The organism is Segatella maculosa DSM 19339 = JCM 15638, assembly GCF_000382385.1.
Lineage (GTDB): Bacteria > Bacteroidota > Bacteroidia > Bacteroidales > Bacteroidaceae > Prevotella > Prevotella maculosa.
Window position 1 is genome coordinate 79668 of sequence record NZ_KB908327.1, and the last position, 13785, is coordinate 93452.

Genomic DNA, 13785 nt, shown 5'->3' on the forward strand with positions numbered 1-13785 from the left:
TAAGCCCTAAAAGTTCTGATAGATAAACTGTCCATCGCCCGAATGAAAATAAAAGAAAATGGCAAACAACAGCACGACATATACCGACCAACGATACAATCTGGGCTTTCCTTGCACGAAAAGCAGGCCAAAGTCACGGCTATGCCCGGCCCATTCCATACAAACAAACATCAAGAGAAGCAGGAAAAACACAGGGGCCATCGTAATGGATATGAAGCCGAAGCTGACAGGACGGCCCACATTGACCACAAGACAGCGCAGAATGTCGAAAGCTTGGGCAAGAGAATCGGAACGAAAGAATATCCAACAAAGCGTAATTCCGCCAAATACCAACAACATGTGGCCTATATTGACGGCATTCAACTGTAAAGGAGTACTCTTCCAACGGGCTTTACTACCGGCATTCAGCAACAACGGAATGAACAATACGCCGCACAGAAAGCCCCAAACAACGAAAGTCCAGTTGGCACCGTGCCAAAGTCCGCAGAGCGTAAAGACAATAAGCGTGTTGAAAATCGTGCGACGTGTGCCCTTACGGTTGCCTCCCAAAGGGATATACAAGTACTCCGTGAACCACGATGTCAGCGAGATATGCCAGCCTCGCCAGAACTCTGACACCGTACGGCTGAAATATGGGAAGCTAAAGTTGCGCATCATGCGAATACCAAAAAGCTTACCCGTGCCGATAGCAATGTCAGAATAGCCCGAAAAGTCCGTATAAATCTGTATTGAATAGGCTATCGCACCCACCAGAATAACAAGTGAATTCTGCTGATCGTAGCTACTCCACACTGCTCCCACAATGACATTCAGGTTGTCGGCTATGACTAATTTCTTGAAATAGCCGTAGAGCATCTGCCGTAAGCCCTCTGTGAAGAGGCCTGAGTCGAAGATACCGATTGATGACAACTGTGGTATAAAGTTCCGGGCGCGGTCTATCGGTCCTGCTACCAAATGGGGAAAGAAACCGACATAGACCGAAAAGTCGAGCAATGTCGGCGTTTTCGTGATGGTTTTCCTATAACAGTCAATCACATAACTGACCGACATGAAAAGATAGAAGCTGAGTCCAATCGGCAGCAACAACCGGAATGTAGGCCCCTGTTGCCCGAAAACAGAGGCAAAACTGCCGGCAAAGAATGTCAGATACTTGAAAATGAAGAGAAGGACGATGCACACTGCTACATAGCCTATCACAATCGGTCTGCCACGTCGCGGGCGTTCTCCCTCGAACTTCAAGAGATACGCCCCACATACGTATGCACTGACCGTGGCCAACAACAGAAACACAGGGAAACGCCAATCAAGCAAGCCATAGAATCCATAGCTTGCCACCAACAACACGACCTTCCGCAGCGTCTGCCACCTTGAAGGAAAGCTCCAAAACAGGGCGCAAAGCCCTACGAGACACACCAAAAACAATAAAGATTCGAACTGCATCTCTTAAACTAAACAAATATTTTCTTCTTCTACGTGGCTCATATCATTCACGGCTGAAACAAGATAATGACACAATGTTGTCTTCTCCGAATACCGAACTGATTGACAATGTGTTACAATATCAGCCGTTTTACCCTGTAACATCAGCCATTTTACCTCGCAATATGATTGCTATAGAGTGGTAAAATGGCTGATAATACAACACCATATTATAGCGTACAACCTTTTACCTATAAAACTTATCTTTATCATATTTGAAATCGTATTCATAGTTTTCAAATATCTGATCATTCTCACGATGGCCATTCGTCAAGAATGTCTTGTAGGGATACAAAAGCTGTAAGCCACCTTCTCCCCAACCTTTCAATATCCGAAAATACAAATAAAAACTCAATAGGAGAAGAAAAGCGTGATAACCCGTAAAAACGGCTGTACGTATCAAGAGACCGTTCTCTATTCGGCCTTTGTAAACGGCAATATTACTTAGCGTCGCAACAACACCTATCGCATAATACCAACTCATTCGCCCTCCATTTTCTGAACGTACAAAAAGCAATAAAATTGCACAAAATAGTAATGAGACATTCAACAACACAATGTCCTTCTTTGTATCTGGTATGAAATCATAGTTCTGTAGAATAATATAGACGAAAAATACGGCTTCTACAAGATAGCCAAAACGAAAATTCTCTTCACTTATGGACAAAGTTGCAGCACGTTCACTATCAAATGTGTCACCATACGAATCATAGAGAAAAGACGATATTCCAAAAATTCCTAATAACAGACATATTCCTAAGATAAACAATACGGAATTGATTGTCATTTTTTTGTGTGGTATAAAATACACAGGGAACAATATCAATGCAGAGTTGTGCATGGAAAAAGCTATCAATATGATCAATGCAAACTTCCAAAAACTCCTGTCGTAGATATATCTAATGCCCAACCACGCTATGCTGATTCCCAACATCTGTCTAAGATAAGTGAATGTAAAGAAGAACATGATCCCCATAAAGACAATGAGAGCCAATATATTGTTTTTTGCATACTGACGAATGGAAATATACAACAGAACGTAAATAATTACCGTGAGAATCAGAATAAAAATATATCGGTTACTCGTGAGAAAAGAAATTAAGACATTCAACCATCCGAACCCTTTTTCACCGGGCCACTGTCGGAAAATCCCACACTCCTTCAGATAATCAGGTGTTGCCGTCTTTCCAACATCTGCCACCTGATCAAAAAACTCTGAGTAAATATAACGATCATACCCCCCCAACATATCAGACAAGCCGACAAAAAGAGCTACAGCCATCATGATGATAAAAAACAACTTGTTGTTGCAACCTCCATGACGTGCAGTGAGCAGATAGATACCTACGAGCGTAAAGAAAATTAAGAGATAGATTAACATTAGAGATGCAGTTTAGCAAAGGAAATCTTGTGAAGAAAACAGAGATTGAGCTATCAAACGCCGATCATGATACTGCAAGACACTCTCCTGTCCTAATTGAGCCATCTCCTCATAAAGCGTGGGGTTACTAGCAATCCGTCTGAAAATGTTCAATAACTCTTTGGCCTCATGATAGATAACACACGACACTCCATCTTCAACCGCAATATTTTCTAAGGCATAAGGCGTACCTATTTCTAGCAGGCCGTTAGCAATCGCATCTAATACCTTTCCTTTTGTTCCTGTACCGATAGACAAAGGATTAATCTGAATGTCATGTTTTGTAATTTCTTCAATATAATCTGGTACAAAACTTATCCATTTTACTGACAGACCAGCATTCTTCACTTCTTCGATCTTTTGCTGCCACCCTTTTCCAAGTATCGTCAATTCAAAATGTTCATTGAGAAAGCATTTATCCTCTTCTTTCAACAGTGCCAATTCGGAAAACAATTCATCAGAAGCTTCAAATGAATATAAATCATATCGTCCAGCCAATATAAGGCGAATTTTAGGATGATGGAAATGAATTTCTCTTTTCAAATTCTTCACTTCATAATGGGGATGATGCAAGAAACGTGCATGAATGGATGGGCACAAACGTTTTGCAAATTGTACATCATCCTTGCCAACGAAATGATACCATATATTATCACTACTATCATAAGCATGTTCCATCCTATAATACTTTTTATAGTTCAACACAACCTTAAAATACTCACTGTTATGTGATAAAGTTAGAGGTCGTCCCAATCGACGATACCAATGTAGACAATAACTGTCCGGAACCGTATGTAGACGTTTGAACTCCTTGAACTGTGAGAGTATACCAGAGAATTCCTGACAATAGCCCCAAATTAAATCTGGTTGACTTTTTCGAATCTCCGTGACCACGCCCTTCGGAAGTCGTATATAATAATTGATAGGAAATTTTAAAAGTAGGCGAATAAATGTCAGATGTAGCCGAAACACCAACTTATACCACCAGGGAGGTCTGATAACTTTAATCTTAATATCAAGTTCCTTCTCAACTTCACTAATTGTTTCTGCAGAAAGAAGATTCTGATTAAAAGTATAAACAGTGACACCTATACCCGATGGTCGTTCTATCATCAGGTGATAAGGATGCCCGGAAGGACCACCCATATTTTCCCTGTAAGGGGTGACCGGTGAAATAAAAGTAACTTTCATACCTCTGTTTCTCGAAATAGATTGGAAACACACTTCAAAAGGGCTGAAGGCTTGTTAGTTTCTATCAAAAGAGTTTTCTTACAACCGGCATTACGCCCTGCTTCAATATCCTGTTGACTATCACCAATCATGACAGACTGACTCAAATCAATATTCAAATCATGTGCAGCACGCAACAAAAGACCAGGCTTAGGTTTCCGACAGTCGCAATCAACTTTCAATTCAATGTGTTCCCCTTCAAACCCTTTGTCCGGATGATGCGGACAATAATAAATGGCATCAACGAAAGCACCCTCATAGCCTAACAATGTTTCTAACTTGTTGTGAATTTCGTCCAATTCTTCAAACGTACATTCTCCACGCGCAATAACAGGCTGATTACTGACAATAACCGCAAGATAGCCCGACTTGTTAATCATTCGAATTGCCTCTGCTGCACCGGATATCAGTTCTAACTGATCCGATGAATTCAAGAAACCAATATGCTTATTAATAGTTCCATCACGATCTAAAAAAACAGCCTTTTGCTTATTTCTCAAATTGCGTGATGCCACTTTGCCTTCCAAAATGTCGGTCTCCGTCTCACGAAAACGTTCAGGTGTCCCCATGTCCTTAATGTATTCGGGTGTATCATAGGCAAAAATCTTTCCACTATCTATATTGGGACACAAGACATCCCTGTCAAGATCTATTCTCTCCGGAAACTTCTGTCGTGAGGCTGCATACTTTTCGCGGACTGCATGAAGCAAATAAGGAGAAATGATTTCAATGCCAGCATTGACACGGTTCTTGTAATAACCATGTCTGTCTTCCTTAACAATCCATGCCGTCACCCGATGAGTTTCCTTAAGAAACCGTCCGCCAACAACAACAGTCTGCTCGGTGACCAAAATACTGCTATCATGCGGATGTCCGTTTGGATGTGAAATCAAACTTGCCCAGGAACTATGCTCATGATGGAACTGTATAAAACGGTTAAAGTCGATATCAATCATGATATCACCACACATCAGCAAGAAGTCTTCATTCAAATTTGGAATTCGGAATAATGCTCCAGCAGTCCCCAAAGGGTGTTCTTCTGTGAAATAGCTGATTTCAACGTTGAACTTACCTCCATCTTCAAAATACGACTTAATCTTATCGCCAAGATGACCCACCACCAAGATGATATCTGTCAACCCACAATCCCTGAGGTTCTCTATTTGCCACTGCAAGATTGGCTTACCACTCACTTCTATCATCGGTTTTGGCACATCATTTCTGACGGAAGCGATACGCGTACCCTTTCCACCTGCCATGATAACAACTTTCATAGACTCATGCTTTGAAAAAAAAATCTTCTAACATCATGCACAGACAATGATAAACCGGAAGATGCAGTTCTTGTATCTTATAGGTTTCTGTCTCAGGCACATGAATACAGACATCGCATAACAGTTCTAATTTGTTCTGCTTCGAACCGGTTAAACCAATAAGTGATAATTCCTGCGCCTTAGCTGCGACGGCTGCATACAATACATTCTGGCTATTTCCAGATGTAGAAATGCCAAGGAAACAATCTCCCACCTGACCATACCCATATACTTGCTGAGCAAAGACCAACGCAGGCACACAGTCATTCATGTAAGCTGTAGACAAAGCCGTTTGGGCTGTCAGCGCAATAGCAGGCAAAGCTCCCTGCAGATGCTCAGCAAGTACGCTTCCCATCTCAGAATCTACACTTTTATAATGCGATGCCCTATCTTCTGACATTCTTCGACTAAGCATAAAACTCTTCATCAGTTCACCAACAATATGTTCAGAGTCAGCAGCTGACCCACCATTACCACAGACAATCAGTTTATTACCACTCGAATAGCATTCTTTCAGTAGCTCATAGGCCTTAATAATTTCATCTCTACATACACTCAGCTTTGAATAATTCCGAACAAGTTTGTCTACATGAATATATATATCTTTTTCCATAGGTGTTTAACATTTTAAAAACGTTTCACTTCATCCTGAGAATAAATGCGCCAACCATGAGCACCACTATCGGTAAACGAGAATGGAACAACAAACCCTTCCAACTTAGATAAGGCCTTTTCTACAGCTTTTTTCTTTGTTGGATCAACGATAAACATGGTAAAGCCTCCACCACCGGCACCACTTACCTTTCCGGCCAAGGCCCCTTCATGTTGAGCAACTTTCATAGCCTCCTCAATAACTGGGCTTGTCACATGGGCAGATTGCTTTTTCTTGTTTTCCCAAGCCGTTCTCAGCAGCCGTGCCATCGCTACAATATCACCTTTCAGCAAAACTTGCTTCATATCACTCGCACCTTGTTTAATTTTATGCATGGCTTGAATGATATCTTCTTTTTGAGATGATGTGTTTCTTTTCTGTTCGTCAATAATCTTTGCACTGCTTCGACTTGCTCCTGTATAGTACAAAATTGTTGAAGCTTCAAGTTCATCAACTATCCAGCGTTTGATTTTCAATGGATTAACAATAACGATATCATTTGACAAAAACTCCATATAATTGAAACCACCGAAAGCCGCAGCATATTGATCCTGCTTTCCTCCCGACAACAGGAGATCAACGCGTTCAATCTCATAGGCTAAACGAGAAATCTCATAATCACCCAGGGGTAATGACAACCACTCAACAAAAGCCTTTAAGATACAAACAACCATGGTTGAAGATGTTCCCAACCCAGAGCCGGCAGGAGCATCATTGTAGGTCGTTATCTTGAATGACAATGGTGATAGGCCAAAATCTTTCACAATCCGATTGTACACGCCTTTGATCAGCGTCGCTTTGCCATCAATCACTAATTCCCTTGCTGATGAAAATGAAGCCACATAATCATTGTCATAGGAATAGATGACAATCTGCTTATTCTCCGTTACTTCTATCGTGCAATATGCATAAAGATTAATGGTTGCATTCAACACCAAACCTCCGTATATATCGCTGTACGGAGACACATCCGATCCTCCTCCAGCAAGTCCTAATCGCAAAGGCGCTTTACTACGTATAATCATCTGCTGTTTTTCCTTTAAAAATGAAACTTCAATATATTTTCAATGCGATAAGATTCTAAAAAACAAATAAAACAGATTATTCTCTCATAATATTTTATATGTAAAACTCAGATTGCTCCCAAATATCAAACGAAACTTATAATAGCTATAGGCAAATATTATGTCATTGGTTCCATATGCTTCTTCAATATATAGATGATTTTTCATTCCATATCTTTTTTGGCTGTATTACCAGAACTCTCCACTTCAAGATGAATGATTTTAGGGGCATTCATAAACATACATTTATAACCTTTTTGCATCATACGACATTGCAACACTCCCTTCTCACCATAGAGGACAAAAAGATCTTCCAACTACATATAGAAACAAACTCATGTTTATGTTTCAAAAGACCATCTATTTCCCCTTAAACAATATTCGTAAAATTCTTTTATTTATTCTTTTTACAGATAACCAAATTGCTTTCAAAATATAAAAATAAAAATAAAGTTGTCTGCCATACCACTTAAAAAGAATATGCCAAGCTCCATCTATATAATACCCTCCTCTCAGACCTTTTTTTTCATTTTTCTTTTTTAGTTGTCTGCGTAAAATAAGTAACTCAGCAATGTGAAACTTTATATATTTTCTACAAGTATTTTTTTTAACTTCCTCAAAACATTTATGAGTAATTGATCCTTTTCTTACAAATTGATGCCATAAATTAAACTGATTATCAACAAAAACCTTAAAAAAATTATACCCTCCATTTGTGTTATATAAAGGTTCCTCTAGCATCTTATCATAAATCATGACACTTTTATCGTGTGCGATAGCTGATTCTATAAAAAAGGGAATTTGCATCAAATACGAATGAAGTAACTTATCATTGACATTTACTTTTGATACATCTTCAGATTGGAAAACATTTGCACTTATAAAAGTAATCCAATAAGAAACACTTGCCAAAAATACGTTTACATTACTATAAACTTCAAAACCTGATTTCTGAGACGAGTCCATTACAAAATGTATCAATCCATAATCGTCCTCCTTTATAATATTCAAAAGATATGAAATTGCACCTCTGCTTACAGGATCATCGTCACTAAGAAGCCAAACATATTTTCCATGTACAGCTTGAAAACACTTCAAAAAATTTCTGTCTGGACCTAAATTCCTTTCATTACAATGATATTCAATATGAATATCCGGATTGACAAAACGCTGGACAATCTCTCTTGTATTATCAGTTGAAGCATTGTCCGAAATGAATAACGAAACTAAATCTTTATTCTCAAGTTCAGCAATTTGATTAACAATTCTCTTTAGCGTTACTTCCAATATTCCCGCTCGATTATACGTCGGAATACAAATACTCAATAAAGGCTTATTCTCCATGCCATTCTTTCTTTTTGGTTTTGAAAATCCATACTCCCCAAGGAAACATCAAACATTGAACGGAAAAATAACCGCCAACAACACCATAAAGGCCGAAATACTTTCCTAATCCAAACGTTGACAACATTGTTAGGATACCGGTACAAACTGAATTCAATAACCAGGGTTCCTTTTTATGACAACGCAAATAGGTGGCCCATGCATTTACCAACACCCCAAATATAATTGTAACCGCTAACAACACTGTAGGTAAATAGCCTAAAAAACGATGAGCGATAACATTTCCCCGAAAAGAAAGTCCTGTTAAATTCAAAAACCAAAGAAAGATAAAAAAAGTGACTAATAATGCAAGACAAACTAACATCATTTGCCTAACGGTTCTATTGAATATATTATCAAGAGCCACATAATCTTTCTGTGCTATTAATTTTGACATGGAAGGAATCTTCGTCGTAATCCAACTCAAGGAGAATCCTGTTATAGAATTCAATGCATTCAGTGTCATTCCCATTTGCCCTGCAACAACAGCTCCTTCCGTGGCAAACAAAACCGGATTGAACAACTGAAAAATAAAATATCCACTTATCCAACTAATGGCTATTTTCCATTGATAAGGAAATATCTCCTGCATATAGGAAATCCATTCGGTAACATTTGTCTTCCAGAGATTTTGAAGGAGTTCCCATAAGAATGAATGACGCACATAAATAAACCAAACCAGAACAGAAAGTAACGTACTGATTCCTACGACATACAATTTAAAACTCAAAAACAGTCCTAACCATGTTGAAGTAGGGATAATAATCTGTTGCCAAAAGCTAACACGACTCATCTCGGCCACATAGCCGAGTCCCTCTATAAAGGAATTGAAAGGTGCCTGAAAAAGTTTGATTGCAGAACCGGCACAAATGAGTAGCCATGGAATTCTCCAAGAAACATTAGTATGCTCCTTACTGTATCTACTGAAGAAAATAAAACCAACAATTACCAATGAGAAAAAAAACAAAGCTGCTATAACAAGATACCATTTCACACAAAAATGGAGCAAATAGGCTAATCTAGACTTATGTCTATCATCTCCTATAATCTGTTCATGTTCTACATGCAAAAAGGAATCTTCATGTGCTACATATTGTGTAATAATGTTTGTTAAACCTAATTCAAAGAAAATCTGAATAGCAACAATGCTCCCGAAAGTGAAATAAAAACCCTGTTCAACTCCTGTAAGAAAAGCTGAGAAGAAAAAAATACTGCCAACACTTACAAGAGCTTGTATAACACGTGCTCCTGAAGAATAAGCTATAGATTTGTCTATCCCTAACTTCGCAGCGATAGTCAACAGTGCACCTCTCATATTTCTAAAAATGATCAAAGTTCATAACTTCAAGCCTTGAACTGAATATTTGCTTTCTCATCATCTGGTAAAAAGGGAATAGGATTTTCAATCGGTTGGTTATATTCTAATTTTGGAGAAACCGTGGTCAATCCCTCTATGAGATACTCTATTACATCTGCACCCTCTATTATTTTGCGAAACCGTAAACTATCGTTAAGGTCTGCTTTTGTCATTCTTGCATATTGTATACCATAGGCTTTTACCATTTCTTTGAAACTTGGAACTATATAGCCCCCCTCTTTCGTCGTACCAACCATGTTGTCTTTAAAATATAGATGTTGAAATTGAGTTATCATACCTAAAGATACGTTATTCATTATAATAACTTTTATTGGTAAATGATATTGTGCAATAATACCTAATGCTTGCAAAGAGATATGAAAACCTCCATCACCACATAAACAATATGTTCTGTGTCGTACATCCGTAAAGTTTAATCCTATAGCAACAGGCATAGAATATCCCATAGGTGCCAAACCGCCACTCGTTACAAACTTCATTCTTCTTTTGAGCTTAACAGTCTGTGCTGCCCACATTTGATTCTGTCCTACGTCTGTTGTGACAATATCTCCTTCTTCTAAAATCTGATTGAGGGATTGTATAAAGTGATAGGGAGCTTTATTTTGTACAAAACGAGTAATCTCTTCATTCTGGTTATAGTGATTTTTAATACGCCTAACATAATTCAGCCACTCTATAGATGGATTGAATTGCACGTTGTCGGACTTTAATTTCCTCAGAAAATCCAAAACCAACATATTGATATGTAACTGATTTTTTATACGATGGCACTTTAGTTCATTATCATCAATATCCACGTGGATAATATGTCCTCCCTTCAAAAATGTTTCGATTTTAGCACCAGTCTGACGAGTGTCCAATCGAGAACCTAAGACAAGTAGCACATCAGCCTGGGAAATCGTTATGTTTGCACATCGATTTCCATAGCTTCCAACCATTCCAACATAGTATTTATAGGTTTCATCTATTACACCTCTCCCCATGAGTGATGTAACAACAGGGACTTGATTAGCAGAGAAGTATTCATTCAGCAATTCAGAAGTCTCCCGACTCTGGCAACCTCCACCAAGAAGCACCATCGGTGACTTGGATTTTTCTATCAAGTATTTTATATCTTTCATGTGTGATACTTGTAAATCTTGAGTAATATGAGGAACTACAAATCTCCTCATACTATCAGGAGTTATATCCGCGCGCTGAACATCCATCGTGATATCAAGGAGTACCGGGCCTTTCCGTCCTTCCTTTGCTATATGTATTGCCTTCTCAAGTTCATATCTTAAATTTTGGGCATCATCGACTAAAACGGCATATTTTGTTATTGACTTGACAATATCAATAACATTTGTTTCCTGAAATCCTTGTTGTCGAATAGGCTTATCATACTTATATTCATAGGAATTAACCTGTCCTGTAATGTAAAGAACAGGAACAGAATCAAAATATGCATCAGCAATACCTGTAATCATATTAGTTGCTCCTGGACCACTTGTGGAAATTGCACACCCAATCCCATCACTTCCAATAGCATATCCTTCTGCAGCCATAGAAGCTGTTTGCTCATGATAAGTCTGGATAAACTGAATTCCTTGACATTTATCTAATGAATCCGCAAGATGAGTTATCATTCCACCCATATATCCAAAAACCGTATCTATTCCTTGATCACGAAGAAAAGTTGCTATATAATCAGATGATTTCATTTATAGTTTTAGCTAAGGAATATTTTTCTACTTATTTATGGGAAAAAGAAGCTATTGTTCTTGTAAATCCTTCGTAAATTGTTATAACTGGCTTATACCCCAAATCTACTGTTTTATCCATATTAGGAATAGAAACAGATAATGGCGATTTCATTTTTCCTGTTCTCATATCTTCCATATTTATATCATACACTACTTTAAGTTTTTTTTCTGGGTATAAACCTATCAATTGATTAGCTAAATCACGGATAGTTATGGCGTTACTATCATTTCCTATATTATAAGCTTCGCCATCAATACCATCCAAAAGTACTTTAAAAAGTTCTATAGTTGCATCAGAAATATAACAAAATGCCCTAATTGCAGTTCCATCACTCCGCAGAACAATATCTTTATCCTCTAATATACTGAAAACAAGGTCTGCAAATACACGTCCATCGTCCTTTAACAGCCCAGGCCCGTAAGTATGAAATGGGCGAACAATTTTTGCATGTGTTCCATACTGATAGTTCCAACACGTACAAAGATTCTCTCCCATCCGTTTGCTTTCTCCATAACAGGAGCGAACTTTTAGAGGATCTATCAACCCATAATCCGTTTCAGAACTTGGTTTCGTTTTATTAATAATTCCGTAAACTTCACCCGAACTGAAATATAAATAAGATTCACAATGGTGTTCGTGTGCAAGTTTCAACGTATTTGTAGTTCCAAAAAGATTAGCATCAATTGTGCCAACAGGATCTGTTCCATAATACTTGGGACTTGCTTGACTTGCAGCATGGATAATGAAGTCTATATGTTCTTTACAGAAAATTTGCTCTGCTACATCTTGTACCAAAAAAGTCAAATGATTATCAGTTAGATAATCTGCGAACTTAGTTTTTGCCTTATTGATATTCCGCACTAAAGCAATAACTTTTACATCAAAATTATACTTTTCATTAAGATATAATAAAGTAAAAACCATATATGCGGGAAGCATTCCATTGGCACCTGTTATAAGTATCTTTTTATGATTAAATCTTGACCAATCTACTATTGTGTTAGAACATATAAATTCAAGGTCTCCTCTTAAGATATGATTCATCTGATGAAATTATTGATTTGCTCTATACAAAGATTATGAATATTCTTCTTAGTATATTTTTTATACCACTCTGCAGTCAGTTTACAACACTCCTCAATACCTGTTCTTGGCTCCCACCCAAGTTTAAATTTAGCTTTACTGATATCTAACATCAGAAGATTGGCTTCATGAGGAGCTTGATCATTAGAAACATCTTTCAATTTCCCAGTCCCATAATGAGAAACTATTTTAGAAGCAACCTCCCATACAGAGCAAATACTATCCGATTTCGGCCCGAAGTTCCATCCCTCGCAATACTCTGTCGGTTCTTCCTGCATTCTACTTGCAAGAAGGAGATAACCACTTAAAGGCTCCAAAACATGTTGCCAAGGGCGAATAGCCTTAGGAGAACGAATTTCCACCGTCCTGTTTGTCTCCAATGAACGAATACAATCCGGAACTATACGATCCTTTGACCAATCTCCCCCCCCAATCACATTACCGGCTCTTGCACTGGCTATTGCTATATGATGCTTGATACCATAGTCCTTTGGATTGAAGAAACTACGTCTCCAACTCTGGATTGCTATTTCAGCAGCTCCTTTGCTTGAGGAGTAAGGATCGTAACCTCCAAAAGGTTCGTTTTCACGATAACCCCATATCTGCTCTTTATTCTCATAACATTTGTCAGTTGTTATCATGACAACTATTCGCACACTATCCGTAGTGCGGGCAGCTTCCATAATGTTGATACTTCCCATGACATTGGTTTGATAGGTCTCAACAGGTATTTCGTAACTGAGACGAACCAAAGGTTGAGCTGCAAGATGGAAGACTATCTCCGGACGATATTCTGTAAAAATATCTTTCATGGCTTTCAAATCACGAATATCAGCTCGTATATCTGCTTTTATACGATTGCCTATCCCTGAAAGCACAAAGTTATCCTTCTCAGAGTATGGTTCAAGTCCTACACCGACGACCTCAGCGCCCAACTCATGAAGCCAAATGCTAAGCCAACTTCCTTTGAAGCCCGTATGCCCTGTAACGAGTACACGCTTGCCATTAAAAGCCCCATTAAATATATCTACATTCAT

11 protein-coding genes are annotated in these 13785 nt (G+C 38.4%); all 11 read right to left on the reverse strand.

What is annotated here, in order from left to right; all coding sequences use genetic code 11:
• Positions 1-6: 6 nt before the first annotated feature.
• The gene (locus H164_RS0108910) at positions 7-1440 is read right to left on the reverse strand and encodes an MBOAT family O-acyltransferase (RefSeq protein ID WP_019968289.1); all 1434 of its coding nucleotides are present in this window, start codon (positions 1438-1440) and stop codon (positions 7-9) included.
• 226 nt (positions 1441-1666) lie between these two features.
• Positions 1667-2860: an EpsG family protein gene (locus tag H164_RS0108915; protein WP_019968290.1), complete on the reverse strand. Its 1194-nt coding sequence runs from the start codon at positions 2858-2860 to the stop codon at positions 1667-1669.
• A 12-nt stretch (positions 2861-2872) separates the two neighbouring features.
• Positions 2873-4090, reverse strand: coding sequence for a glycosyltransferase (locus H164_RS0108920; protein ID WP_019968291.1), 1218 nt, complete (start codon positions 4088-4090; stop codon positions 2873-2875).
• Complete coding sequence (locus H164_RS0108925) at positions 4087-5403, reverse strand: HAD-IIIA family hydrolase (RefSeq protein ID WP_019968292.1); 1317 nt, start codon at positions 5401-5403, stop codon at positions 4087-4089. The genes H164_RS0108920 and H164_RS0108925 overlap by 4 nt, the downstream gene beginning before the upstream one ends.
• A gap of 4 nt (positions 5404-5407) precedes the next feature.
• Positions 5408-6055: a D-sedoheptulose-7-phosphate isomerase gene (locus H164_RS0108930; RefSeq protein WP_019968293.1), complete on the reverse strand. Its 648-nt coding sequence runs from the start codon at positions 6053-6055 to the stop codon at positions 5408-5410.
• 14 nt (positions 6056-6069) lie between these two features.
• The gene (locus tag H164_RS0108935; protein ID WP_025830075.1) at positions 6070-7119 is read right to left on the reverse strand and encodes a GHMP family kinase ATP-binding protein; all 1050 of its coding nucleotides are present in this window, start codon (positions 7117-7119) and stop codon (positions 6070-6072) included.
• 399 nt (positions 7120-7518) lie between these two features.
• Entirely contained in the window at positions 7519-8502 is a 984-nt protein-coding gene (locus H164_RS0108945) for a glycosyltransferase family 2 protein (protein WP_019968296.1), read from the reverse strand.
• A complete protein-coding gene (locus tag H164_RS0108950; protein ID WP_019968297.1) occupies positions 8492-9856 on the reverse strand; it encodes a lipopolysaccharide biosynthesis protein in 1365 nt (454 codons plus the stop codon). The genes H164_RS0108945 and H164_RS0108950 overlap by 11 nt, the downstream gene beginning before the upstream one ends.
• A 29-nt stretch (positions 9857-9885) precedes the next feature.
• On the reverse strand, positions 9886-11622 hold the full coding sequence (locus tag H164_RS0108955) for a thiamine pyrophosphate-binding protein (RefSeq protein ID WP_019968298.1): 1737 nt from the start codon (positions 11620-11622) through the stop codon (positions 9886-9888).
• 31 nt (positions 11623-11653) lie between these two features.
• Positions 11654-12709, reverse strand: coding sequence for an NAD-dependent epimerase/dehydratase family protein (locus H164_RS0108960; protein WP_019968299.1), 1056 nt, complete (start codon positions 12707-12709; stop codon positions 11654-11656).
• Complete coding sequence (gene rfbG / locus H164_RS0108965; RefSeq protein WP_019968300.1) at positions 12706-13785, reverse strand: CDP-glucose 4,6-dehydratase; 1080 nt, start codon at positions 13783-13785, stop codon at positions 12706-12708. Before rfbG ends, H164_RS0108960 begins: the two co-directional genes overlap by 4 nt.